General features: G+C 72.9%; 21 protein-coding genes and 1 tRNA gene. 7 read left to right on the forward strand and 15 right to left on the reverse strand.

The genetic code is table 11. The features are described from left to right. Positions 1-49 precede the first annotated feature (49 nt). The 8 genes from AB0D48_RS19450 to hutU form a co-directional block, all read right to left on the reverse strand. Positions 50-1411, reverse strand: coding sequence for a hypothetical protein (locus AB0D48_RS19450; RefSeq protein ID WP_362397925.1), 1362 nt, complete (start codon positions 1409-1411; stop codon positions 50-52). Beyond that, positions 1408-2406, reverse strand: a complete 999-nt coding sequence (locus tag AB0D48_RS19455; RefSeq protein ID WP_362398200.1) for a hypothetical protein — start codon at positions 2404-2406, stop codon at positions 1408-1410. Before AB0D48_RS19455 ends, AB0D48_RS19450 begins: the two co-directional genes overlap by 4 nt. A 29-nt stretch (positions 2407-2435) precedes the next feature. After that, on the reverse strand, positions 2436-3455 hold the full coding sequence (locus AB0D48_RS19460) for a hypothetical protein (protein ID WP_362397928.1): 1020 nt from the start codon (positions 3453-3455) through the stop codon (positions 2436-2438). A 17-nt stretch (positions 3456-3472) separates the two neighbouring features. After that, the gene (locus AB0D48_RS19465) at positions 3473-4153 is read right to left on the reverse strand and encodes an LPXTG cell wall anchor domain-containing protein (RefSeq protein WP_362397931.1); all 681 of its coding nucleotides are present in this window, start codon (positions 4151-4153) and stop codon (positions 3473-3475) included. Between the two features lie 113 nt (positions 4154-4266). Further along, on the reverse strand, positions 4267-5442 hold the full coding sequence (gene hutI, locus AB0D48_RS19470; RefSeq protein WP_362397934.1) for an imidazolonepropionase: 1176 nt from the start codon (positions 5440-5442) through the stop codon (positions 4267-4269). Positions 5443-5772: 330 nt separating this feature from the next. After that, on the reverse strand, positions 5773-7140 hold the full coding sequence (locus tag AB0D48_RS19475) for a formimidoylglutamate deiminase (protein ID WP_362398203.1): 1368 nt from the start codon (positions 7138-7140) through the stop codon (positions 5773-5775). Continuing rightward, complete coding sequence (locus AB0D48_RS19480; protein WP_362398206.1) at positions 7137-8327, reverse strand: allantoate amidohydrolase; 1191 nt, start codon at positions 8325-8327, stop codon at positions 7137-7139. Before AB0D48_RS19480 ends, AB0D48_RS19475 begins: the two co-directional genes overlap by 4 nt. Positions 8328-8350: 23 nt before the next feature. Beyond that, positions 8351-10015, reverse strand: coding sequence for a urocanate hydratase (gene hutU, locus AB0D48_RS19485; RefSeq protein WP_362397936.1), 1665 nt, complete (start codon positions 10013-10015; stop codon positions 8351-8353). A 104-nt stretch (positions 10016-10119) separates the two neighbouring features. Here hutU and AB0D48_RS19490 point away from each other — a divergent pair, with 104 nt between their 5' ends. Continuing rightward, positions 10120-11490 (forward strand): diaminopimelate decarboxylase, encoded by a 1371-nt coding sequence (locus tag AB0D48_RS19490; protein WP_362397939.1) that lies wholly within the window; start codon positions 10120-10122, stop codon positions 11488-11490. On the opposite strand, the gene AB0D48_RS19495 is transcribed toward AB0D48_RS19490, so the two are convergent. Then, the gene (locus tag AB0D48_RS19495) at positions 11487-12797 is read right to left on the reverse strand and encodes a hypothetical protein (protein WP_362397942.1); all 1311 of its coding nucleotides are present in this window, start codon (positions 12795-12797) and stop codon (positions 11487-11489) included. The genes AB0D48_RS19490 and AB0D48_RS19495 overlap by 4 nt on opposite strands. Positions 12798-13181: 384 nt before the next feature. Continuing rightward, a complete protein-coding gene (locus tag AB0D48_RS19500) occupies positions 13182-13736 on the reverse strand; it encodes a TetR family transcriptional regulator (protein WP_362397944.1) in 555 nt (184 codons plus the stop codon). Positions 13737-13842: 106 nt separating this feature from the next. Here AB0D48_RS19500 and AB0D48_RS19505 point away from each other — a divergent pair, with 106 nt between their 5' ends. Beyond that, positions 13843-15015, forward strand: a complete 1173-nt coding sequence (locus AB0D48_RS19505; RefSeq protein WP_362397947.1) for an FAD-dependent monooxygenase — start codon at positions 13843-13845, stop codon at positions 15013-15015. A gap of 7 nt (positions 15016-15022) precedes the next feature. On the opposite strand, the gene AB0D48_RS19510 is transcribed toward AB0D48_RS19505, so the two are convergent. Further along, on the reverse strand, positions 15023-15865 hold the full coding sequence (locus AB0D48_RS19510; protein WP_362397949.1) for a MurR/RpiR family transcriptional regulator: 843 nt from the start codon (positions 15863-15865) through the stop codon (positions 15023-15025). Between the two features lie 141 nt (positions 15866-16006). On the opposite strand from AB0D48_RS19510, the gene AB0D48_RS19515 reads away from it, so the two are divergent. Next, complete coding sequence (locus AB0D48_RS19515) at positions 16007-16378, forward strand: hypothetical protein (RefSeq protein WP_362397952.1); 372 nt, start codon at positions 16007-16009, stop codon at positions 16376-16378. Positions 16379-16729: 351 nt separating this feature from the next. On the opposite strand, the gene AB0D48_RS19520 is transcribed toward AB0D48_RS19515, so the two are convergent. Further along, a complete protein-coding gene (locus AB0D48_RS19520) occupies positions 16730-18115 on the reverse strand; it encodes a cystathionine beta-synthase (protein ID WP_362398209.1) in 1386 nt (461 codons plus the stop codon). Between the two features lie 134 nt (positions 18116-18249). On the opposite strand from AB0D48_RS19520, the gene AB0D48_RS19525 reads away from it, so the two are divergent. The 3 genes from AB0D48_RS19525 to AB0D48_RS19535 all read left to right on the forward strand — a co-directional run bounded on the left by AB0D48_RS19525 (position 18250) and on the right by AB0D48_RS19535 (position 21718). Further along, positions 18250-19356: an SGNH/GDSL hydrolase family protein gene (locus tag AB0D48_RS19525; RefSeq protein ID WP_362397955.1), complete on the forward strand. Its 1107-nt coding sequence runs from the start codon at positions 18250-18252 to the stop codon at positions 19354-19356. Positions 19357-19404: 48 nt separating this feature from the next. After that, positions 19405-20625 carry an acetyl-CoA C-acetyltransferase gene (locus tag AB0D48_RS19530; RefSeq protein ID WP_362397958.1) on the forward strand — a complete coding sequence of 407 codons (1221 nt, stop codon included), beginning with the start codon at positions 19405-19407 and terminating at the stop codon, positions 20623-20625. Between the two features lie 286 nt (positions 20626-20911). Continuing rightward, complete coding sequence (locus tag AB0D48_RS19535) at positions 20912-21718, forward strand: hypothetical protein (protein ID WP_362398212.1); 807 nt, start codon at positions 20912-20914, stop codon at positions 21716-21718. Here AB0D48_RS19535 and AB0D48_RS19540 read toward each other — a convergent pair. Continuing rightward, on the reverse strand, positions 21702-22037 hold the full coding sequence (locus AB0D48_RS19540; RefSeq protein WP_362397961.1) for a hypothetical protein: 336 nt from the start codon (positions 22035-22037) through the stop codon (positions 21702-21704). The genes AB0D48_RS19535 and AB0D48_RS19540 overlap by 17 nt on opposite strands. 101 nt (positions 22038-22138) lie before the next feature. Between AB0D48_RS19540 and AB0D48_RS19545 the strand changes: the two genes are divergently transcribed. Next, positions 22139-22369 carry a DUF4287 domain-containing protein gene (locus tag AB0D48_RS19545; RefSeq protein ID WP_069920555.1) on the forward strand — a complete coding sequence of 77 codons (231 nt, stop codon included), beginning with the start codon at positions 22139-22141 and terminating at the stop codon, positions 22367-22369. A 118-nt stretch (positions 22370-22487) separates the two neighbouring features. Here AB0D48_RS19545 and AB0D48_RS19550 read toward each other — a convergent pair whose 3' ends face one another. Both AB0D48_RS19550 and AB0D48_RS19555 read right to left on the reverse strand, forming a co-directional pair. After that, a complete protein-coding gene (locus tag AB0D48_RS19550; RefSeq protein WP_362397965.1) occupies positions 22488-23339 on the reverse strand; it encodes a Bax inhibitor-1/YccA family protein in 852 nt (283 codons plus the stop codon). Positions 23340-23518: 179 nt separating this feature from the next. Further along, positions 23519-23600 (reverse strand) — tRNA-Leu (locus AB0D48_RS19555). Positions 23601-23869: the final 269 nt, after the last annotated feature.

A 23869-nucleotide genomic window follows, 5' to 3' on the forward strand; every position in this document is an offset into this window, starting at 1 on the left:
CGGCGGCCCGGCACACCTCCTGGTGTGCCGGGCCGCCGCGTTGTACGGGCTACCGCGTGCCGCGCAGGCGGCGCCACGGGGTGAACGTGAAGACCGCGCCGCCGAGCAGGATCACCGTGCCGGCGACCAGGGCCAGGGCCCGGATGCCGCCCTCGTCCTCGGCGCCCGTGTCGGCGAGGCCGCCGGAGGTGGTGGTGCTGGTCGAGGAGCCGGAGCCGCCCGCCTGGGCGGTGGTGTCCAACTCCAGCGAGACACCGCTGCTGGCCGCCTTGCAGGGCACGTTGATCGGTGTGGCGCCCGGGGCCATGGTGACGTCGATCGTCAGCTGGTCAGGGCTGAGCGTCACCTTGCCGGTCTTGCCGGGCTTGTAGGTGCCGGTCATGTCGCTGAGGCTGACCGGGCCCTTGTCCGGGATCGCCTCCGCGTTGGCTGGGCCGGCGACCTTGACCGTGCCGCTGTCGGCGCCGCCGAGCTTGACGTCCATCGAGGGCTTGAGCGCTCCCGCCGGCAGGGCCATGGGCGCGGCCATCGCACCCTTGGCGGTCTTGACGGTCAGGTCGTAGCTGCCGCCGTTCTTCTTGGCGTTGATGGTCACCGGCGTCTTGATGCCTCCGGGGACGACGGGACCGCAGTCGAAGGAGACCTCGACGGGCTTGCCCGGGAAGTCGGTCTGCCCGCCGCCTCCCCCGGTGGTGGAGCCGCCCGAGGTGGTCGTGGAACCGCCGGTCGTGGTGGAGCCGCCGGTGGTCGTGCCGCCCGAGGCCGTGCCCCCGCTCGTCGTGCCCCCGCTCGTCGTGCCCCCGCTCGTCGTACCGCCGCTCGTCGTACCGCCGCTCGTCGTGCCCCCGCTCGTCGAACCGCCGCTGGAGCCGGCCGACACGTCGATGGTCGCCCCGCCCTTCACCTCGCCCACCGGCGCGCACTTGGTGACGAAGGTGCCGAAGGAGAACGTGACGGCGACGTCGTACTTGCCGGGGGTCAGGGTGATCTTGCCGGCCTTGGTGAGCTTCAGTTTGCCCTTCATCGGGGACATGACCATGGGGGCCTTCTTGGGGATCGGCGGGTTCTTCTTCTCCCCGACCACCTTCAGCTCGCCCATCCCCCCGCCCAGCGCGATCCAGCCGGTGGGCTGGACCGCGTCCTTCGGGATGTCCATCAGGTCCGTGTTGTTCGAGGCGGGCTTGACGGTCTCCCAGACCACGTCGACCTCGTCGCCGACCTTGGCCGTGGCCGGGGCGGTGATCTTGGCGGTGGTCTCGCCCTCCACCGGGTCGCCGCCGCCGGCCGGCGGAACGCATTTGACCTTGTACGTGGCCTCGGCGGCCAGGGCGGGAGAAGCCGATGTGGCGATACCCGCGCCGCCGAGCAGCAGCGCGACCACGGCCGCGCTCACCCTCCGTTGGGTCTTCACGAATGTCCCTTCGTCGTCGAACGGTTCTCAGACGGTGCGGACGTCTGTGGTGCTGTCTCCGGCGCGCTGTCCGGGGTGAACCACGGCAGGACCGCCGTGGTGGTCTCAGGGGGCTCCGGCGGCCGCTCGGAGCGGGCCGGGACGGGACCCCGGTGGCGGCCTCCGGCGGCCGCGGGGCGCGGCCGGACCTTGTCGACGACGGCCATGCCGACGCGGAAGACGGCGGCCGGGACCACCAGCAGGAGCAGGCCCCAGAAGAGCAGGACCCCGTACGGCCGGTCCACGCCCCACGGCTGGGTGGCCACGACGGTCTCGCCGTACTTGAGGGAGATCGTGTAGTCGCCGTGGGCGCCCGCGGTCAGGCCGACGTCCAGGGCGATCTCCGCCTTGCCGCCCGGCGGGATGGTGCCCTTCCACCGGGCCTCCTCCCACAGGGGCGCGAACACCCCGTGGGCGGTGCCGAGCTGGAAGACCGGGTCGTTGACCGGGGCCGAACCGAGGTTGCCGACGGTGACCTTGAACTTCCGGCTCGGTGGGGCCCCGAACCAGGTCAGCACCCCGTCCTCGCCTTCCAGCCGGACCCCGGTGAGCATCGCCAGGCGGGGCGTGCCGGATTCGGCGGGCAGTTCGGCCACCGCGTGGTCGGTGATCTTCAGGGGCGCGGCGACGGTGGACTGGTCGCCGTTGACGGAGGTGACGTTGACGACGCAGGGGCAGGGCTTGGGCGGGGCCACCACGGGCAGCTGCGCGGTGAAGTGCCCGTCGTCGGCGACCGGGACGGCCGCGCCGTCCGCGTTGGCGCAGCTGTTGGTGCCGCCGATCATGTTCTGCCCGCAGACCAGCAGCATCACCAGCGTCTTGGGCCGCCAGCCGGTGCCGGTGACGGTGATCTCGGTGCCCTTGGCCGCCTCCTGGAGCGAGAGCGCCACGGCGGGCTTGCCCTCGTCGGCGGCCGCCGGGGACGCCGGGAACAGCGCCGGCGCGCACACCGCCAGCACTGCGGCGAGCAGGGCTCCGAGTCTTCTCACCTGGAGGCTCCCGTCAGTTCGTGTTCCGGTGCGGGGGTCGGGGCGGGCTGCCGGTCCTCCGACGCGTCGCCCGGCGGGTCCTGGCGGGGCCGCCGGCCACGTGCGAGGAACAGCGCGGCCGCGGCGGTCCCGCCGAGGCCGAGCAGGCCGAGGCCCGTCCAACCGGCGAGGTCCCGGGGCACGAGCCAGCGCGCTCCGGCGCCGACGGCCCGGGCGCCGCCGGGGGCGGTGACCGTGAGGGTGACGCGCACCCGGTCGGCCACGGGGGCGCCGGGCCAGGGCTCGGTCAGCTCCACCCGCTGGCCGGGGAGGAGTTCCACGGGCAGGGCGCGGGAGCCGCGGCCCGGGACCTCGCCGAAGAGGCCCTCGGCGTCGAGCGCGAGCTCGGGGGCGAGGGCCACGTTGCCCCGGTTGACCAGGGTGTACGTGACGACCGCGGCCGGGCCCCGGCCCCGTACGGCGACGTCCTCGACGGTGAGGGCGGCCAGGGTGGGGCCGCTGACCCGCAGATGGACCCGTACGCCCACCTCGTGGCCGCCCTCGGTGGCGACCACGGCGGCGGGGTGGTCGCCGGGCGGGGACGCGGGCGGCACGGTGACGGTGAAGGGGACCACCGCGCGGGTGCGGGGCGGGATCGTCACCGTGGCACCGGCGCCGAAGCTGATCCAGGCTCCTGCGCCCCTCGATTCCCTGGCCGGGCGCACCGCGAAGGCGCCGTCGGCGGTGTTGTAGGCGTCCGCCCCGCGCAGGGTGACGGTGCGCTCCCGGTCGGTGGTGTTGGCCAGGGCGAGGCGGTCCTCCAGTACGGTGCCGGCGGTGCCCGCCATGTAGTAATACGGGCGCGCGAAGTACGGGTGGACGCCGCCGTGGCGGGCCGCCGTCCCGGCGGCGGGTTCGGCGGTCCAGCCGGGGTCGTCGGCCACAGCGGGGGCCGCGGCGGCCGCGTACAGCGCGGTGGCCGCGAGGAGCAGCACCCCGAGCCGGCAGAGCCTTCGGGGGGTTCGGAGCACGCGCATGGCCGGGGGTGCTCCGTTCAGGACCGGGCCCGCTGACCGCGCCGGGTCAGCCAGAGCACGCCGGCGGCGCCGGACAGCAGCACGGTGCCGCCGAGGGTGCCGAGGGCGAGGGCGGAGTCGGTGGGGCCGGTCTGCGGGAGCGTGCCGTCCCCCTCGCCGTCGCCGCCGGACTGCGCGGCGGCGCCGCCGGGGGCCGTGACGTCCAGTTCCAGGGACGGTCCCGGGCTGTTGCCGGGGGTGCAGGTGGTCGTGGTGCCCATCGCCTTGATGGTGAGCACGTCGGCGGTGAAGGTGACCTTGCCGCTCTTCTTGGGCGTGTAGGTGCCCGACAGGTCGGTGATCTTGATGGGCGTGTTGGCGGGCGCGGCCTCGGGGTTGGGCGGGCCGGAGACCGGCACGGAGACCTTCTCGGCGCCGCCGACGAGGATGACGGCGCTGGGGTTCATCGCGCCCTTGCCGAGTTCGATCGGGCTGGACGAGACACCCTTCTGGAAGGTCATCGTCAGCTTGTAGCCGTCGCCTTCCTTCACGGCCTTGATGTCGATGGGCGATACGGCCGACTTGTCCCCGATCGGGGTCTTGCAGTCGTACGCCACGTCGACGACGGCGGCGTGGGCTGCGGGGGCGGCCAGCAGGACCGCCGATCCGGCCAGCGCGGACGCCAGCGCGAGCGCGGTGGAGCGTTTCCGGTCGGACACCTTCGCCTTCCCCTCGGGCCACAAGTTACTGACGACACATCAGATTGGTGGCTCAAGGTACGCCCGGGGCCTTACGGAGGGAAGACAAAGGACAGGCCCGGATTGACCGTTCGTCAGTGGACGCGCAGACCCTTCTGCCACACCGCGGAAACGAGCGGGACGCCGGGGCGGTAGGCCAGGTGGACGTGGCTCGGCGCGTCCAGAAGGGCCAGGTCGGCGCGCGCTCCGGGAGTGACGGCGCCGATGTCGGTGCGGCGCAGGGCGCGGGCGCCGCCGGCGGTGGCGGACCACAGGGCCTCGTCGGGAGTCATCCGCATGTCGCGGACGGCGAGCGCGATGCAGAACGGCATCGAACTGGTGTAGGAGGAGCCCGGGTTGCAGTCCGTGGACAGCGCGACGGTGGCGCCCGCCTCGATCAGGCGGCGGGCGTCGGGCCACTGGGCGCGGGTGGAGAACTCGGCACCGGGCAGCAGGGTGGCCACGGTCGTGTCGGCGGCCTGGGCCAGGGCGTCGACGTCGGCGTCGGTGAGGTGGGTGCAGTGGTCGGCGGAGGCGGCTTCGAGCTCGACGGCGAGCTGGACGCCCGGGCCGTAGGAGAGCTGGTTGGCGTGGACGCGCGGGATCAGTCCGGCGGCGGCGCCCGCGGTGAGGATCGCGCGGGCCTGGTCCCCGTCGAAGGCGCCCTTCTCGCAGAAGACGTCCACCCAGCGGGCGTACGGGGCGCAGGCGGCCAGCATGTCGCCGGTGACGAGGTCGACGTAGCCCGCCGGGTCCTCGGCGTAGTCCGGGGAGACGATGTGCGCACCGAGGTAGGTGACCTCCTCGGTGTGCGCGGCGGCGATGCGCAGGGCGCGGGCCTCGTCTGCGGTGGTGAGGCCGTAGCCCGACTTGGTCTCGAAGGTGGTGGTGCCCTGGCGGCGGGCCTCGTCCAGGTGGCGCACCAGGTTGGCTTCGAGCTCGGCGTCGGTGGCGGCGCGGGTGGCGGCGACGGTGGTGCGGATGCCGCCTGCGGAGTAGGCGCGGCCCGACATCCGGGCGTTGAACTCCTGGGTGCGGTCGCCGGCGAAGACGAGGTGGCTGTGGCTGTCGACGAAGCCGGGGATCAGGGCGCGGCCGTCGGCGTCGTACGTCTCGTCCGCCGCCGGGGCCTTGCCGGCCGGGCCGACCCAGGCGATCTTGTCGTCCTCGATGACGACGGCCGCGTTCTCGACCAGGCCGAGGGGGCCTTCGCCCAGGGCCGGGTCGTTGGTGACGAGGCTGCCGATGTTGGTGATGACGGTGGTGGTCATGGGTTCCTCTCAGGGGGGTTCCTCCCCCACCCCGCCCCTTCCCGTAACCGGGTCTCCGCCCCGGACCCCGTACGGGCGCTTCGCGCCCGTGCCCTCAAACGCGGGGCGGGCTGGAATTCGCTCCGCAAATCCAGCCTCGCCGGTGTGAGGCGAAGCCAGACCCAGCCTCGCCGGAGTTTGAGGCGCGGGGCGGAGCCCCGGTCTTTCAGCCTCGCCGGCGTTTGAGGCGCGGGGTCCGGGGCGGAGCCCCGGGTCTTCGAGCCGCGCCGGCGATGGGGGGCTGGGGGCTGAGTCCCCGGTTACGGAAAGGGGCGGGGTGGGGAAGCGGCGTCAGCCGCGGACGGCGGCGATGGACTCGGCCAGGGCCGACGGGACGTCGGGGACCAGGGTGTGGGCGCCGTCGCGGACCACGTGGCGTCCGCCCACCACCGTATGGCGGACGTCGGCCGCAGAGGCGGCGAACACGGCCGTCTCGGCCCCCAGCCGCGGCAGCGGGCCCGCCGTGCGCACGGAGTCAAGGGCGATCGTGGTGAAGTCCGCGAGCGCACCCGCCTCCAGGCGGCCCGCGTCGGGCCGGCCGAGCGCCGCATGGCCGTCGGCGGTGGCCGCCGTCAGCAGGGCGTTCGCCGTCCAGTGCCCCCGCGTACGGCTGCGCAGCCGCTCGTTCAGCTCCATCGCGCGGGCCTCTTCGAGCAGGTCGATGACGGCGTGGCTGTCGCTGCCCAGGGAGAGCGGGCTGCCCGCGCGCTGGAGGCGGGTCGCCGGGCCGATCCCGTCGGCGAGGTCGCGTTCCGTGGTGGGGCACATGCAGGTGCCGGTGGCGGTGCCGCCGAGGAGGGCGATGTCCTCGTCGGTGAGGTGGGTGTTGTGGACGCCGGTGGTGCGCGGGCCGAGCACGCCGTGGTCGGCGAGGAGCTGGGTCGGGGTCCGGCCGTGGGCGGCCTGGCAGGCGTCGTTCTCGGCCGTCTGCTCGGAGAGGTGGACGTGCAGCGGGGCCCGGCGCTCCTGCGCCCACGCGGCGACCGTGGCCAACTGCTCCGCCGGGACGGCGCGTACCGAGTGGATCGCGGCGCCGATCAGGGCGTGATCACGGCCCTTGAGGGCGGAGACCCGCTCCGCCCAGGCGTCGGCGGTGCCGTCGGAGAAGCGCAGCTGGTGCGGGTTCGGGGCCTCTCCGAAGCCCGCCGAGAGGTAGGCGGTGTCGAGGAGGGTGATCCGGATGCCGGCCTCGGCGGCGGCCTCGATCAGGGCCTCGCCCATGGCGTTCGGGTCGGCGTACGGGGCGCCGCCGGGGGCGTGGTGGACGTAGTGGAACTCGCCGACGTTCGTGACGCCGGCCAGCGCCATCTCCGCGTACACGGCGCGGGCGAGCGCGAAGTACGTGTCGGGGGTGAGGTTCTGGGCGACCTTGTACATGAAGTCGCGCCAGGTCCAGAAGGTGCCCGAGCCGACCTGGACGAGGGAGCGCAGGGCCCGGTGGAAGGCGTGGCTGTGGGCGTTGGCCAGACCCGGGAGGGTGAGGCCGCGCAGGATCTCCGCGCCCGGGGGCGGGCTCTCGACCCCGGTGCGGACCGAGGCGATCCGCCCGTCGGCCGCTCCCGCGGCGGAGCCGCCCGTGGACACGGTCAGGGCGACGCCCGGCTCGACATGGGTGCCGAGCCAGGCGTGCTCCAGCCAGTACGTCTTGTGCGCGGTCAGCGACACGCCAGGCCTTCCAGTACGTCGGCGAGGGCGAGGACGCCGGCCACGCAGTCGTCCTCGGCGGCGAACTCCCGCGGGGAGTGGGAGACGCCGGTGGGGTTCCGTACGAACAGCATCGCGGTCGGGACGGCCGCGGAGAGGATTCCGGCGTCGTGTCCCGCCCCGGTTCCGAGCACGGGGACGGCGCCGCCCAGGATCCGGTTCAGCTCGTCGCGCAGGGCGTGCTCGAACTCGACGACCGGGGTGAAGGACTCCCGGACGACGCCGAGGTCGATGCCGTCCTGGTCGGCGCGCTCGCGGGCGGCCTTCTCGATGGCGGTGACGACCGTGTCGAGGGTGGCCTGGTCGGCGGCGCGGGAGTCGAGCCAGCCGCGCACCAGGGACGGGATCGCGTTGACCCCGTTGGGCTCGACCGAGACCTTCCCGAAGGTGGCCACGGCCCCGGCGAGGGCTGCCTCGGTACGGGCGGCCAGCACGGTCGCCGCGTACGTGAGCATCGGATCGCGGCGGTCCACCAGGCGGGTGGTGCCCGCGTGGTTGGCCTCGCCGCGGAAGTCGAACCGCCACCGGCCGTGCGGCCAGATCGCGGAGGCGATGCCGACGCGGTCCCCGGACAGGTCCAGGGCCCGGCCCTGCTCCACGTGCAGCTCGACGAAGGCGCCGATCCGGCCCAGGCGTCCGGGGTCGGCCCCGATGCCCTCGGGGTCGTACCCGGCGGCCTCCATGGCCCGGGGCAGGGAGACGCCGTCGGCGTCGCGGAGCTCGTACGCCTTCTCCTTGGTCAGCTGCCCGGCGGCGAGCCGGGAGCCGACGCAGGCGAGGCCGAAGCGGGCCCCTTCCTCGTCACCGAAGTTGGTGATGGCAAGGGGCCTGGCGAACTCCGCGCCTCTCCTGCGGAGTTCGTCCAGGGCCGCGAAGGAGGACACCACCCCGAGGGGGCCGTCGAAGGCCCCGCCGTCGGGGACGGAGTCCAGGTGCGAGCCGGTGACCACGGCGTCCCCCGCGAGGGGGTCGCCGAGCCAGGCCCACTGGTTGCCGTTGCGGTCGGTCTCGTACGTCAGCCCGCGCGCCTGCGCCTGCGCCTGGAACCAGCTCCGGCAGTCGGTGTCGGCACCGCTCCAGGCGTACCGCCGGTACCCGCCGGTGCCGGCGTCGCGCCCGATGGACGCGAGTTCCGCCCACATGGTGTGGAAGGAGGGAGCCTCGCTCACGCGGTGTCACCCTCGCGCATGGGGACGCGGACGCCGCGCTCGTCCGCCACCGTCTCGGCGATGTCGTAGCCGGCGTCGACGTGGCGGATGACGCCCATGCCCGGGTCGTTGGTGAGGACGCGGCGGATCTTCTCGCCGGCGAGCGGGGTTCCGTCGGCGACGGTGACCTGGCCCGCGTGGATGGAACGGCCCATGCCGACGCCGCCGCCGTGGTGCAGGGAGACCCAGGAGGCGCCGGAGGCGACGTTGACCATGGCGTTGAGCAGCGGCCAGTCGGCGATGGCGTCGGAGCCGTCGAGCATGGCCTCGGTCTCGCGGTACGGGGAGGCCACCGAGCCGCAGTCGAGGTGGTCGCGGCCGATGACCAGCGGAGCGGCCAGTTCGCCGCTCGCGACCATGTCGTTGAACCGCTCGCCGGCCTTGTCGCGCTCGCCGTAGCCGAGCCAGCAGATGCGCGCGGGCAGGCCCTGGAAGTGGACGCGCTCGCCCGCCATCTTGATCCAGCGGTGCAGGGACTCGTTCTCCGGGAAGAGGTCGAGGATCGCCTTGTCGGTCTTGTGGATGTCCGAGGCCTCGCCGGACAGGGCCGCCCAGCGGAACGGGCCCTTGCCCTCGCAGAACAGCGGCCGGATGTAGGCGGGGACGAAGCCGGGGAAGGCGAAGGCGCGGTCGTAGCCGGCCAGCTGGGCCTCGCCGCGGATGGAGTTGCCGTAGTCGAAGACCTCGGCGCCGGCGTCCATGAAGCCGACCATGGCCTCGACGTGCTTGGCCATGGACTCGCGGGCCCGCGTGGTGAAGCCGGCCGGGTCCTTGGCCGCGTACGACGCCATGTCGTCGAAGTCGACGCCGGTCGGGAGGTAGGCCAGCGGGTCGTGCGCGCTGGTCTGGTCCGTCACGATGTCGATCGGGGCGCCCTCGGCGAGCATCTGCGGAAGCAGGTCGGCGGCGTTGCCGAGCAGGCCGATGGAGAGCGGCTTGCGGGCGTCGCGGGCCTCGACGGCGAGCTGGAGCGCGTGCTGGAGGCTGTCGGCCTTCACGTCCAGGTAGCGGTGCTCGATGCGGCGCTCGATGGCGCGCGGGTCGACGTCGATGCAGATCGCGACGCCGTCGTTCATCGTCACGGCCAGCGGCTGGGCGCCGCCCATGCCGCCGAGGCCGGCGGTCAGGGTGATGGTGCCCGCGAGGGTCCCGTTGAACTTCTTGGCGGCGACCGCGGCGAAGGTCTCGTACGTGCCCTGGAGGATGCCCTGGGTGCCGATGTAGATCCACGAGCCGGCGGTCATCTGCCCGTACATGGTCAGGCCGAGCTGCTCCAGGCGGCGGAACTCCTCCCAGTTGGCCCAGTCGCCGACGAGGTTGGAGTTGGCGAGCAGGACGCGCGGCGCCCACTCGTGGGTCTGCATCACGCCGACCGGGCGGCCGGACTGGACGAGCATCGTCTCGTCCTGCTTGAGCGTCTGGAGGGTGCGGACCATGGCGTCGTACGAGCGCCAGTCGCGGGCGGCCTTGCCGGTGCCGCCGTAGACGACGAGCTTGTCGGGGTGCTCCGCGACCTCGGGGTCGAGGTTGTTCTGGAGCATCCGCAGCGCGGCCTCCTGCTGCCATCCCAGGGTGCTGAGTGCGGTACCGCGCGAGGCCCGTACGGGGCGAGGTCCTGACATGGCTGTGCCTCCTCCGATGTTGGTTAATCCATTCACATCCTCGCCTTCTGAATAGATTCAGTCAACAGCTGCGGGCGGCCGCGCCGGGTGATGAGATGGCGGACATGGCTGCCGACAGGGACATGCGGGGCGCCGCCGAGCGCCGGGATCTGGCGGTACGGGCCGCGGTCGAGCAGGGCCTGGTGGGCGGCCACGACTCCGCGCAGCCCCTGGTCTGCCTGCTGGACACGGCCGGGATCCGCGCCTCCGCCACCGCCCTGACCAGCGCATTCGCGGCGGCGCTGGCGCCCGGCACCCCCGTCCTGCACGCCTTCGCGGTCAAGGCCGCCCCGATCGTGCCCGTCCTGCGGCTGCTCGCCGGCGCGGGGCTCGGCTGCGAGGTGGCCAGCCCCGGCGAGCTGGCGCTGGCCCGGGCGGCCGGGGTGGAGCCGGAGCGGACCGTCCTGGATTCCCCCGCCAAGACGGCGGACGAGCTGGGCGGGGCGCTGGCCCTCGGCATCGCCGTCAACGCCGACAACCGGCAGGAGCTGGAGCGGCTGGACGCCCTGGTCGCCGCGGCCCCGTCCCCGCCCCGGTCCCCGATCGGCGTCCGGATCAACCCCCAGACCGGGGCCGGCGCCATCGACGCCCTGTCCACCGCGACGGCGACCTCGAAGTTCGGGATCGCGCTGCGCGACCCGGGCGCACGCGAGTGGCTCGTACGGGCGTTCCTCGACCGCCCGTGGCTGACCCGGCTGCACGCCCACTCGGGCTCGCAGGGCGTCCCGCTGCCGCTGATCGCGGAGGGGGTACGGGAGCTGCACGCACTGGCGGAGGAGATCAACGCGGCGGCGGGCCGCCGCCAGGTCGACACCCTCGACATCGGCGGCGGCCTGCCGGTGAACTTCGCCTCGGACGAGGAGACCCCGACGTACGCGGAGTACGTCTCCGCCCTGCGCGGGGCGGTCCCCGCCCTCTTCGACGGCTCGTACGGCCTGGTCACGGAGTTCGGCCGGTCCCTGCTGGCCAAGCACGGACTGGTCCTCGCCCGGGTGGAGTACACCAAGACCACCGGGGCCCGCCCGATCGCCCTCACCCACGCGGGGGTCCAGCTGGCGACCCGGACGGTGTACGCCCCGGCGGCCTGGCCGGTGCGGATCCTGCCGTACGACGCGAAGGGCGCCCCGAAGGACGGTGACCTCCTCGCCCAGGACATCGCCGGCCCGGCCTGCTTCGCGGGGGACCTGCTCGCCACGGCCCGGGAGCTGCCGCGGCTGGAGGCGGGCGACCTGATCGGCGTCCCGGACACGGGCGCGTACTTCTTCACCGCCCACTACGGCTACAACAGCCTGCCGCGCCCGGCGGTCCACGGCTTCACGGTCGCCCCGGAGGGGGAGGTCCGCTTCACCCTGGCCCGCCCGGCGCAGTCCCTCACGGAGATCGTCGCGGAGGCCGGCGGCGCGTTCGCGGACGCGCTGCTCCGGGACAGCCCTTAGCCGTTGACGATCTTGTCGTAGCGCAGGGCGACGTACCCCGAGGCGGCGTGGCCTGCGATGCGGCCGTCGGTGCCGCCGTTGAGGTAGTCCTGACCGCGCATCATGTCGTCGTTGGTGTTGGCCTCGTGGATGTACGAGAACTTGCCGGCGGCCTTGTCGACCCACTTCTCGAAGAGCACGACGTGCCCGTCCTGGGTGTTCAGCGCGTCGCCCGGCTGGAGGTCGGACTTCGAGATGACGCTGCTGACGCCCGGCAGGCTGTACGTCGTGTAGCTGGTGTTGGCGTGCCAGGCCATGGAGACGAAGCCGGAGCAGTCGGTGCGGTAGGTGTGGTCGCCGTCCGGGTCGCCGGCGTAGGCACCCTGGTTGTACGGGATGTCGCGGTTCAGCCAGTTCACGGCGCGGCTCATGACCTCGCTGCGCGCGATCTGACCACCCTGGCTGGAGGGGGTGGGGGTCGGGGGCGCCGGCGGCTGGTAGGTGCAGTCGCTCGCGTAGGCGGAGAGCAGGCTCTGGGTCCAGCCGCTCGCGTCGACCGGGTCGTCGGAGTGGTAGGCGATGTCGGTGCCCTTGCCGTCGGTGGGGTCGGCGTCGTGGTACCAGTACATTCCGCCGTTCGTACGGCCGTAGTAGAGGCCGCCGCCGGGCGAGACCAGGTTGTCGACCGCCGACCAGCCGGAGCCCTTGAGCTCCGAACTCTCCCAGTCCCCCACGCCGTTGACCTGGTAGGAGAGCAGCCTGCCGTCGGCCGTGCTGGCGATGAGGACGTCGTCGCCGGCGGCGGCGAGCGTCTTGAGGACGAAGCCCTCGTCGATCACCGCGTGCTTGGCGATGTGGGCGGGCCCGGAGGGCTTGGCCTGGGAGACGTTGTAGCGGTGGAGCTGGCCGGCGACCGTGCCGTAGAGGTGGCCGTAGCCGTCGTAGGTCATCTTGTCGAAGGTCCAGCCGCTGTCCCAGATCTTCGTGACGCCGGCCAGGGCCAGCGCGTTGTCGTTGGTCTGGATGTCGACGCGGTACAGCTCGCCGGCCGTCGACGTCACGAGGACGGTGTTGAAGTTGAGCGTCGCCATCGCCTTGGGCGTGAAGCCGAGGTTGGGGCCGATCAGGGTCTTGACCCGGTCGCCGGTGTTCGGGGATATCGCCGTGTAGGTGAGGCGTCCGTCGGCGAGGGTGCCGTAGATCGACACGTCACCGCCGCAGATGGCGGCGGCCTGGGCCGGCGTCGAAGTGAGGGTGACCATGCCCAGGGTGGTGGCACCGAGGGCGAGGGTGGCGGCGGACCGGCGAAGGGCGCGGCGGAGCGACATGGCTTTCTCCTGCGGAGAGAAGTGGGGAGGGGCGCGGGAGGTCCACCCGACCGACGACAGCTGCCCTGCAGGTACAGCTGTGCGGTCCGTTGCGGGTGTGGCGCCCGGTGACATCCACTAATCTCGTTGCCCGGCACGGCAGTTGGAAGGGCGAACGGCTGGACGGAAGCGGCCCTGGCCGGTTCGGCTCCGCCGACCGGGTGAAGGCCGGGGCAGGGCCGGGGTAGGGGCGGGGCGGGGCAGAGTCAGGCCGGGTCAGGGCCCGGACGGGGCATGGCGAAGCCCGGGCAGGACGACGGGGCAGGACCGGGCAGGGCCCGGCAAGGCAGGGCACGGCAAGGCAGGGCAGGGCTCGGACAGGGTTCCGCCAGGCCCGGACCGGGCTCAGCCGGCGAGCGTGACCGCGAGGGCCGGGGCCAGGCCCGCGACGAGGTCGTCCGGGGTCAGGGCGGCCACCGCGGGGAGCCGCAGGAGGTAGCGGGTCAGGGCCAGGCCCAGCAGCTGGGCGGAGACCAGGCCCGCCGCGCGGGCGGCACGCTCGGGACCGAGGGCGGCCGCCAGCGCCGGGGCGACCTGGGCGGCGAACACCTCCCGCATCCGCTCCGCCGCACGCTCGTTCGTCACCGCCGAGCGCAGCAGCACCAGCAGGGCGTCGTCGGCCGGGTCACCCTCCCACCGCTGCACGAAGTGCCGGACGAGGGCGGCGGGGAGCTCGGCGGCGGGCACGGCGCTCAGGTCCGGCAGCCGCAGGTCGACCGCCAGGGCCGCATCGAAGAGCTGCTCCTTGCTGCCGAAGTAGCGCATGACCATCGAGGGGTCGATCTCCGCGTCCGCCGCGACGGCCCGGATGGTGGTGCGCTCGTACCCCTGCGCCGCGAAGCGCTCCCGGGCCGCGCGCAGGATCGTCGTCTTGGTCTCTTCGGAGCGCCGCGCCGTCATGCCAACAACCGTAGGCCAACAACCGTTGACATGCCAGCCCAGCGGGCGCACTCTTGTGTCAACAGCCGTTGGCCAACAAACGTTGGCCCCGCCGGAGGAGGCCCGCATGACCGGCAACGCCGTACTCCCGCAGTCCCGCCCGCTCCCCGTCCGCACCGAGGTCGCGATCGTCGGCGCCGGCCCCACCGGGCTCGCCCTCGCCGTCACCCTGGCCGGGGCGGGGGTCGACTTCGTCCTCCTCGACCGGCAGGGCGAGGGCGCCAACACGTCCCGCGCCGCCGTCGTGCACGCCCGGACCCTGGAGGTCCTGGACGAGCTCGACCCGGCCGGCGCCCTCTCGGCCGAGCTGATCGGCCGCGGCGTCCCCGTCAGCCGGTTCCGGATCCGCGACGGCGTCCGCCCGCTCGCCGAGATCCCCTTCGACGGCCTGCGGACCGCCCACCCGTACGCGCTGATGGTCCCCCAGTACGAGACCGAGGCCGTGCTCCTCCAGCGCCTGCGCGCCCTCGGCGGGGACGTCCACCGTCCGTACGAGGTCACCGAAGTCGCCCAGGACGCGGACGGGTCCGGGGTCACCCTCACCACGGCCACCGGCGAAACCCTGCACGCCTCTTACGCCGTCGGCGCCGACGGCGGGCACAGCACGGTCCGCGAAGCCGCCGGGATCGGTTTCACGGGCAGTGCCTACGAGGAGTCGTTCGTCCTGGCCGACGTCGCCATGGACTGGGCCCCGGGCCCCGGCGAGGTCTCCCTCACCTTCGGCGCCGCCGGGCTGACCGTGGTCGCCCCGCTGCCCGGGAAGCACTACCGGATCGTCGCGACCGTCGCCGACGCCCCCGCCGAGCCGGACCTCGCCTTCGTGCAGCGCCTGCTCGACGAGCGCGCCCCGGGCCAGGCCACCGTTACCGCACTCGCCTGGTCCTCCCGGTTCCGGATCCACCACCGGGTCGCCGACCGCTACCGCGCCGGACGGCTGCTGCTCGCGGGCGACGCCGCCCACGTGCACAGCCCGGCCGGCGGCCAGGGCATGAACACCGGCATCCAGGACGGCTACGCCCTCGGCCGGGCCCTGGCCACCGGGCAGCTCGACGCCTACGAGGCCCGCCGCCGCCCGGTCGCCCTTCGGGTGGTCGCCCTCACCGACCGGATGACGCGCGTCGCCACGACCCGGAACCCGGCGCTGCGCGCCGTGCGCAACGCCGTGCTCCCCGTCCTCGCCCGCGTCCCGGCGCTGCGCGACCGCCTCGCCACCGAACTGGCCGAGCTCGACTACCGGTGAACCGCCCTCACTCCACGAACAGCCCGCGCGCGGCGGCCCGCGCGTCGAAGGCCTCCAGCCGGGCCTGCGCGTCCGGCAGGGCGTCCGCCATCGCCTCCAGCAGCACCCGGCCCAGCAGCATCGGCGCGCACGCCGTGTCGAAGGCCAGCCCGGTCCCGACCGGCGCCGGGATCAGCAGGTCCGAGTGGCGGGCCACGGGCGCGAAGACCGAGTCGGCGACCGTCACCACGGTCAGCCCGGCCCGCCGGGAGCGCTCCAGGGTGTCCACGACCTCCCGGGGATGGCGGGGCAGCGCGAAGCAGAGCAGCGCCGAGGCGCCCGCGCCGGCGGCCGCGTCGATCCGGTCCTCCAGCATCGAGCCGCCCTCGTCGAGGAGCCGTACGTCCGGGTGGACCTTGGCGGCGAAGTACGCGAACCCGCGCGCCTGTGAGGACGCCGCCCGCAGCCCCAGGACGGGCAGCGGGGTGGAGGCCGCCAGCAGCCGCCCCGCCTCCTGGACCGGCGCGGGGTCGGCGAGCATCGCCGCGAGCTGCCGCAGGTTCTCGATCTCGCCCTGGACGGCCTGCTGGTACTCGTTGTACGCGTCCTCGTGCCCGGCCTCGGTCCGCTCCCCTGGGGCCACCTCGCGCAGGTGCCGGCGCAGCGCCGGGTACCCGTCGAAGCCCAGCGCCACCGCGAACCGGGTCACCGACGGCTGGCTCACCCCGGCCAGATCGGCGAGCTCCACGCTCGACAGGAACGGCACGTCCGCCGCTCCGCGCACCATGCAGTGCGCGATGCGCCGCTGGGTCGGCGTCAGCCGGTGCCCCTCGAAGAGCTTCTGCAGCCGCGCGGCCGGGCTGTCGCTCATGCCCGTCCCCTCCGTCCCGGTGAGATATTCAGTCACCGAGCACTCTGCATGTGGTTATGCAGCACGGCAAGCCGCTCCCGCGATCCGGATACGGGGGCTACCCCCAGTGCCGGGGGCTCCGGCGGTTCCTACGGTGGGGGCATGGACGCGTACGCCCGAGAGCTGAAGAAGGAACTCGACGCCACGCTGGACGCCCGGCGGGAGCTGGGCCCGGAGTACGAGGCCGCGCTGGTGGACTCGTTCGTCGACAAGGTCGACACGCAGCTCCGGCGGCGGCTCGCGGAGGACCGGCTGTCCGCAGCGCGGGGCCCCGCCGGTCCGGCCGCCCTTGCGGAGGGGGGTTTCGGCGAACGCTTCGGCTTCGCCGTCGTCACGCTGGTCCTGGCGGTACCGTTGTCGGCGATCGCCGCGGCCCATGCCCATCTGAGCGGACTCGTGGTGGCCTGGGCCGGGATCCTGGGCGTGAACTTCATCCACGCCTCCAAACGCCTCCGGCGGGGGTCGGCCGACTGACGCGGGTGCGGCTCCGTTGCGGCTGCGCCGGATCCCGCGCCGCGAACGCCGGCGGGACCGGGGAATGGTGAGGCGGGGACCGCCGCACCCCGGTTGCCCGGGGGCGGGACGACGGCGGTCCCCGCGAAGGACACGGGCCGGGTCAGGGCCGTCCGCGTCCGGTGGCGTTCCACGCGGTCCGGGAGCCGCTCCGGAGGCACGCAACGCCGTTCGGTGGTGCCGGCCGGGTCCCGGTCTCCCGGACTTCCCCGCCGACAACCACCACTGTGCCGGAGCCGTGTTAAGCCGGTGCTGCCGTCACGTGTCGGGCCCGTACCGTTTGTGCGACGGCCGGGCCCCGCTCCGTAACCGCTACTTCGCGCCCTTGGCGAGGAACGCCAGCAGGTCCTGGCGGCTGACGACGCCCGTCGGCTTGCCCTCGACCAGCACGATCGCCGCGTCCGCCTCGCCCAGCACCGTCATCAGCTCGGACACCGGCTCGCCGGAGCCGACCTGCGGCAGCGGCGCGCTCATGTGCTTCTCCAGCGGGTCGCTCAGCGCGGCCTGCTTCGCGAAGAGCGCCGCCAGCAGCTCCTTCTCCACGACCGAGCCGATGACCTCGGCGGCCATCACGTCCGGGTGACCCGCGCCCGGCTTGACGATCGGCATCTGCGAGACGCCGTACTCGCGCAGGACGTCGATTGCCTCGCCGACCGTCTCCTCGGGGTGCATGTGGACGAGGGAGGGGATGCCGCCCTCCTTGTCGTTCAGCACGTCACCGATGCGTGCGGCGGGCCCGGCCTCCTCCAGGAAGCCGTGTCCTGCCATCCACTCGTCACTGAAGATCTTGCTCATGTAGCCGCGCCCGCTGTCCGGCAGCAGGACGACGACGACGTCGTCCGGGCCGAGGCCCTCTGCGGCCTTCAGCGCGGCGACGACCGCCATGCCACAGGAGCCGCCGACGAGGAGGCCCTCCTCCTTGGCGAGGCGGCGGGTCATCTGGAAGGAGTCCTTGTCGGACACCGCGATGATCTCATCGGTGACGTTCGGGTCGTACGCGGTCGGCCAGAAGTCCTCGCCGACCCCCTCGACGAGGTACGGGCGGCCGCTGCCCCCGGAGTACACCGAGCCCTCGGGGTCGGCGCCGATGACCTTGACCTTCCCGCCGCTGACCTCCTTGAGGTAGTTGCCGGTACCGGAGATCGTGCCGCCCGTGCCGACGCCGGCGACGAAGTGGGTGATCTTCCCGTCCGTCTGCTCCCACAGCTCGGGACCGGTGGTCTCGTAGTGCGAACGGGGGTTGTTCGGGTTGCTGTACTGGTCGGGCTTCCAGGCGCCCGGCGTCTCGCGCACGAGGCGGTCGGACACGTTGTAGTACGAGTCCGGGTGCTCGGGGTCGACGGCGGTCGGACAGACCACGACCTCGGCACCGTAGGCGCGCAGGACGTTGATCTTGTCCATGGACACCTTGTCAGGGCAGACGAAGATGCACTTGTAGCCCTTCTGCTGGGCCACGATGGCGAGTCCTACACCCGTGTTGCCGCTGGTCGGCTCCACGATGGTGCCACCGGGCTTGAGGGCTCCGCTCTGCTCGGCGGCCTCGATCATCCGTACGGCGATCCGGTCCTTCACGGATCCACCGGGATTGAAGTACTCGACCTTCGCAAGGACGGTGGCCTGGAGGCCTTCGGTCACACGGTTGAGCTTCACCAGCGGGGTGTTGCCGACGAGGCTGATCATCGAGTCGTGGAATTGCACCATGTTCTCCAAGGAGGGGACTCCACGGGTTCTCCGGGAGGCACGGCCAGACTATGCGGAAAGGGATTGGCCGACCGTACGTACGGGGCAGGAAGGTCATCGAGGCCCGACAAGAGAGCGAGGTGGCCTGAAGGGTGTCCAGGGCGAGAACGGCCCGCCGGATCGCGGCGGGGGCAGCGTACGGCGGGGGCGGACTCGGACTGGTCGGGGTCGCCGCGGTGGGTCTGGTGCTGGCGGAGGTGCAGTTCGCCAAGCGGACGGTCGGGTCGGGGCTGCCGGATCCGCCGCGCGCGGACGGGCTGTACGGGAGCGAGTTCAGCGGACCGGAGCAGAGCCCGGGCCCGCTGCGGCTGGGCATGCTGGGCGATTCCACGGCCGCGGGGCTGGGCGTACGGCGGGCCCGGCAGACTCCGGCGGCCCTGCTGGCCTCGGGGCTCGCGGCGGTGGCCGAGCGGCCGGTGGAGCTCCGCAACGTGGCCCTGTCGGGTGCCATGTCGGACGACCTGGACCGGCAGGTGGGCCTGCTGCTGGACGGTGACGCGCCCGCCCCGGACGTGTGCGTGATCATGATCGGCGCGAACGACGTGACCCGGCGGATGCCGCCGACCCAGTCGGTGCGGTGCCTCACCGGGGCGGTGCGCCGGCTGCGGCTGGCGGGCTCCGAGGTCGTCGTGGGCACCTGCCCGGACCTGGGCACCATCGAGCCGGTGTACCAGCCGCTGCGCTGGATGGCCCGGAGGGTCTCGCGCCAGCTGGCCGCCGCGCAGACCATAGGGGTGGTGGCACTGGGCGCCCGTACGGTCTCGATGGGGGACCTGCTGGGCCCCGAGTTCGCCGCGAACCCGCGCGAGATGTTCGGCCCGGACTCCTACCACCCGTCGGCGGAGGGCTACGCGACGGCCGCCATGGCCATGCTGCCGACCGTGTGCGCGGCGCTCGGGCTGTGGCCGGAGTCCGACCGGCTGGACGTGTCCCGGGACGAGGACATGCTCCCGGTGGCCGAGGCCGCGTCGGCGGCGGCCGGCCAGGCGGGTACGGAGGTCACGGCGGCCCGCGGCCCCTGGGCCCTGCTCAAGCACCGGCGCCGCCGCCGGGTCCCGGGCGAGGACCTCCCGGCCGCCCACAAGGCCGGGGCGACGGGCGCGGCGGCCCCGGAGACCGGGACCCCGACGCCCCCGCGAGCTGCGGAGCGACCGGCATCACACCCCAAGGCCGGTGACCCCGACCGTACGGGGCGGTAACTTCGCTTGCGGTCCGGATAGAGCCGCAACACACCCTTGGAGCCTTCGATGCCCGAAGCCGTCATCGTTTCCACTGCCCGCTCCCCGATCGGGCGCGCCGGCAAGGGGTCCCTCAAGGACGTCCGCCCGGACGACCTGACCGCGGCGATCATCCAGGCCGCCCTCGCCAAGATCCCCGAGCTGGACCCGCGCGAGATCGACGACCTGATGCTCGGCTGTGGCCTCCCCGGCGGCGAGCAGGGCCACAACCTGGCCCGCATCGTGGCCGTGCAGATGGGCATGGACTACCTGCCGGGCACCACGATCACCCGCTACTGCTCCTCCTCGCTCCAGACCTCCCGCATGGCGCTGCACGCCATCAAGGCCGGTGAGGGCGACGTCTTCATCTCCGCGGGCGTCGAGACGGTCTCCCGGTTCGCGAAGGGCTCCTCGGACGGCCTTCCGGACACGCACAACCCGCTCTTCGCCGATGCGGAGGCCCGTACGGCCGCCGTCGCGCAGAGCGAGGGCTCCTCCTGGCGCGACCCCCGCGAGGACGGCCTGATCCCGGACGCCTACATCTCGATGGGGCAGACCGCCGAGAACCTGGCCCGCCTCAAGGGCGTGACCCGCCAGGACATGGACGAGTTCGGCGTCCGCTCCCAGAACCTGGCCGAGGAAGCCATCAAGAACGGCTTCTGGGCCCGCGAGATCACCCCGGTCACCACCCCCGACGGCACGGTCGTCTCCGCCGACGACGGCCCGCGCGCCGGCGTGACCCTGGAGGGCGTCTCGGGCCTCAAGCCCGTCTTCCGCCCCGACGGCCTGGTCACCGCCGCCAACTGCTGCCCGCTCAACGACGGCGCCGCGGCGCTGGTCATCATGAGCGACACCAAGGCGCGCGAGCTGGGCCTGACCCCCCTGGCGCGGATCGTCTCCACGGGCGTCACCGGCCTCTCCCCCGAGATCATGGGCCTGGGCCCGGTCGAGGCGTCCAAGCAGGCCCTGAAGCGGGCCGGCCTGACCGTCGGCGACATCGACCTGTTCGAGATCAACGAGGCCTTCGCGGCCCAGGTCATCCCGTCCTACCGGGACCTGGAGATCCCGCTGGACAAGCTGAACGTCAACGGCGGGGCCATCGCCGTCGGTCACCCGTTCGGGATGACCGGCGCCCGCATCACCGGCACCCTGATCAACAGCCTGCAGTTCCACGACAAGCAGTTCGGTCTGGAAACCATGTGCGTGGGCGGCGGCCAGGGCATGGCCATGGTCATCGAGCGCCTCAGCTAACGGGGCGGCCCAGTCGCCCCAAGGGATCCGGCCGGATCCCCGGCCCCGTACTGACGCCGAATCTAATCCCGTCGCGGCCGACCTGTGACCGAATCTCCCCCAGGATGTGACCTACGTCCTGGGGGAGTGGCATGTGCGCAGGTCAGAGTCGGTGCGCCCGGGTCAGGTGTGACCAAAGCCCTGTCCAATTCGTGACGTAATGCACTGCGCGCCATTCCCAGGTCAGGACACTCTGATGTAGGAAGTCGGGGGATCGAATCACCTCAGGAGTTAGTCAGTGAGCGCCATGTCTCTTGCCCTGCTGCTGACCACGGCCGCTGCCACGGCCGTGGGCGCTGCTGCGCTGCACGCCGTCCACGGCCTCCGTAAGCAGGTCACGGCCCTGCGCAGCGAACTGGCCGTGCCGGCCCACGCCCGCGCCGCGACCGTCCCGCACGCCCGGGGCGCCGTGGAGTCACCCGCCGCCGAGATACGAGCCGCCGTCGCCGAGGCCCTCGCCGAGGAGCGCGAGCGCGAGCTCGCCGAGGCGCGCGCCTTCTGGGCCGCACAGGAGGCCCGCGACTCCGCCGACGCGCCCTCGCTGCTGGGCGGCCTGCCCGGCCTCGGCGAGGACAGCCCCGTCTTCCTGCCCCGACAGGCCGACATGGTGGGCCTGGAGCCGCTGCTCGGCGAGGAATCCGTGGAGGAGTACCCCGAGGATTCGGCCGAGCTGGCCGCGGCCCGCCGGCGCCACCCCTCGCACCCCGACTTCGTACCGGTCCAGGCCTCCGCCCCCGGCGCGGACCACGAGCGCACCGTCAGCCGGCTGGAGGAGCTCGCGGAGGCCCGTACGGCCCTCGCGGATGTCCGTCCCGGCCCGCTGGGCACGCTCGACGTGTACGTCTTCACGGACGGCACCACGCTCTGCATGACCCCCGGCCACCGGGAGACCGCGGAGCGCCTCGCCGAGGCCCTGCGCTCGGGCACCGCGCCGGTCCTGCTGGGCGGTTCGGGCATCTCCGGCGCCTACGCGCTCACGTTCTCCTGCGGTGACTCCGAGGACCCCGACAGCAACGTCTACATCCTCGCGGACCGCGTCATCGCATCGCTCTGACTTCCGTCTGCTCCACCAGGCGCACGGCCTCGTCCAGCATCTCGGACGGGGCCGTTCCGCTGTCCCCGGCGCGCACGGCGCGCAGCGCCTCGGCGAGGTCCAGCCCGGCCACCGCCACCTGGTCGCCGACGACGAAGATCCCCGCGTCCGGCACCTCCCGTACGGGGGCGCCCTCCAGGGTCTGCGCCCGCAGGGCGAGTTCGCGCGCCAGCTCCAGCGCCGCAGCGGCGGCGCCCTGCTGCAGGCGGCTCTGGGGGGCGGCCCGCAGCCGGTCGGCGAAACGTTCCACGACGGCGGTCAAGGGTGAGGTATCGAGCACCCGGCCGACCCTACGCGCCGCCCCGGCACCATTGCCAACGGGCGAACTCTCCGGCACGGTGGCGTGAAGAGAACAGCACGGCGATACCTCCGGAGGCGCCCATGTCCGTAGAGTTCTCCGAGCAGACCCACCGCAACATGATCGACAGAATCCCCCAGGCCACCGGTCGTGAGCTCTCCGACTGGCTCCGCACCGTCGACGAAGGCCCCTCCCTCGTCCGGTTCGAGGAGAAGGTCAGCTGGCTGCGCGGCGCGCACGAACTGTCGTACGGCCAGGCCAAGGCGATCATCCACGAGTACGACCTGCGCAGAGCCGCCCGCCGGTTCGGCTGAGCCCTCTCCACTCCCCCGACTTCGACTCCGACCCCCAGATGCGGGAAGGCCCCGCGAGCGTGTGCTCGCGGGGCCTTCCCCATGCCGTGGACGGCAGCCGCAGCGGCTGCCGGTCCTGCTAGTCGTCGCCCGAGAGGATCTGGAAGATGCGCAGCATCTCCAGGTAGATCCACACCAGGGTCATGGTGAGGCCGAAGGCCGCCAGCCAGGACTCCTCGCGCGGGGCGCCGTAGGCAACGCCGTCCTCGACCTGCTTGAAGTCCAGGGCGAGGAAGCACGCACCGAGGATGACGCCGATGGCACCGAACAGGAGGCCCAGGCCGCCGCTGCGGAAGCCGAGGCCGTCACCGCCGCCGAAGACCGAGAACAGCAGGTTCGCGACCATGAGCAGCATGAAGCCCATGGCGGCGGCCATCACGAAGCCGGCGAAGCGCCGGTTGACGCGGATCCAGCCCATCTTGTAGGCGAGCAGCACGGCGGCGAAGACGCACATCGTGCCCAGCACGGCCTGGATGACCACGCCGGCGCCCAGGTAGGTGCTGGTGGCCGCGCTGATGACGCCCAGGAAGACACCCTCGAACGCCGCGTAGCCCAGGATCAGCGCCGGGACCGGCTTGCGCTTGAACGACTGGATCATCGCCAGCACGAACGCGACGAGGGCCGCGCCGACGCCGATGCCGTACGACTTGTTCAGGTTGGCCGGGTCGACGGGCAGGAGGACCCAGGCGAGGGTCGCCGTCAGGATGACCGTGCCGAGCGTCATTGCCGTACGGCTCACGACGTCGTCCATGGTCATCACGTTGGCGCGCGCCGGCGCCTGCGGCATGCCCGTGGCCTGGTCGGTCGCGTACGGATTCGTCGCGTACGGGTTGGTCCCGGCCTGCTGGTGCTGCTGCGCGTCAAACCCCGCGTAGCCACCGTTGTCGCGGCTGAACCCCCGTCGCGAGAAGACCGGGTTACTGCTCCTCATCTCACTCCTCCGTGGCCACCGAGCGCGGCCTTGCATCAAGAGTAATGCGCTCGCAAAAAAAGCACCCTACTGCTGGAGGAGGATCTTAGGAGAAGGCATGGCGAAGCGCAGGTGTTAAAACGGAGGGAGCTTCACGGAGCCCCTCCGGGCCTCGCCGATCCGTGGAGGGAGCTGCGGAGTGCCCGGAGCCGGACTTGAACCGGCACGGCCCGAAGGCCAGCGAGGTTTAAGCTCGCCGTGTCTGCATTCCACCATCCGGGCAGGGCGTGGCGGCCCCCGTGTAAAAAGCCTTCAACGCTGCGCCGAGCCTATCCGGAACGCCCTAGCGGCCAACGGGCCGTCTTTCCGATGTTGTCTGATTTTATTGGCGCTTGAGGGTGCGTCAGGCCCGAGAACGCACGGTGGGCCCCTTCTCTGCGACGATCACGCGCGACCTGGGATTGACGGGATTTCGATGGCCGCGCCACCCCGCACGCCACCCTCCGCGCCACCCCGCTCCCCCGCCCGGCCCCCGCCCGGCCTCCCCCCGG

This window comes from Streptomyces sp. NPDC048269 (assembly GCF_040652395.1).
Taxonomy (GTDB): domain Bacteria; phylum Actinomycetota; class Actinomycetes; order Streptomycetales; family Streptomycetaceae; genus Streptomyces.

Bases quoted from the DNA above. Each gene is read 5' to 3' on its own strand.
- AB0D48_RS19530 (WP_362397958.1), top strand. From the start codon at position 19,405: ATGCCCGAAGCCGTCATCGTTTCCACTGCCCGCTCCCCGATCGGGCGC.
- AB0D48_RS19535 (WP_362398212.1), top strand. From the start codon at position 20,912: ATGTCTCTTGCCCTGCTGCTGACCACGGCCGCTGCCACGGCCGTGGGC.
- hutU (WP_362397936.1), bottom strand. From the start codon at position 10,015: ATGTCAGGACCTCGCCCCGTACGGGCCTCGCGCGGTACCGCACTCAGC.
- AB0D48_RS19495 (WP_362397942.1), bottom strand. From the start codon at position 12,797: ATGTCGCTCCGCCGCGCCCTTCGCCGGTCCGCCGCCACCCTCGCCCTC.
- AB0D48_RS19550 (WP_362397965.1), bottom strand. From the start codon at position 23,339: ATGAGGAGCAGTAACCCGGTCTTCTCGCGACGGGGGTTCAGCCGCGAC.
- AB0D48_RS19490 (WP_362397939.1), top strand. From the start codon at position 10,120: ATGGCTGCCGACAGGGACATGCGGGGCGCCGCCGAGCGCCGGGATCTG.
- AB0D48_RS19505 (WP_362397947.1), top strand. From the start codon at position 13,843: ATGACCGGCAACGCCGTACTCCCGCAGTCCCGCCCGCTCCCCGTCCGC.
- AB0D48_RS19545 (WP_069920555.1), top strand. From the start codon at position 22,139: ATGTCCGTAGAGTTCTCCGAGCAGACCCACCGCAACATGATCGACAGA.
- AB0D48_RS19480 (WP_362398206.1), bottom strand. From the start codon at position 8,327: ATGTGGGCGGAACTCGCGTCCATCGGGCGCGACGCCGGCACCGGCGGG.
- AB0D48_RS19515 (WP_362397952.1), top strand. From the start codon at position 16,007: ATGGACGCGTACGCCCGAGAGCTGAAGAAGGAACTCGACGCCACGCTG.
- AB0D48_RS19460 (WP_362397928.1), bottom strand. From the start codon at position 3,455: ATGCGCGTGCTCCGAACCCCCCGAAGGCTCTGCCGGCTCGGGGTGCTG.
- AB0D48_RS19510 (WP_362397949.1), bottom strand. From the start codon at position 15,865: ATGAGCGACAGCCCGGCCGCGCGGCTGCAGAAGCTCTTCGAGGGGCAC.
- AB0D48_RS19500 (WP_362397944.1), bottom strand. From the start codon at position 13,736: ATGACGGCGCGGCGCTCCGAAGAGACCAAGACGACGATCCTGCGCGCG.
- hutI (WP_362397934.1), bottom strand. From the start codon at position 5,442: ATGACCACCACCGTCATCACCAACATCGGCAGCCTCGTCACCAACGAC.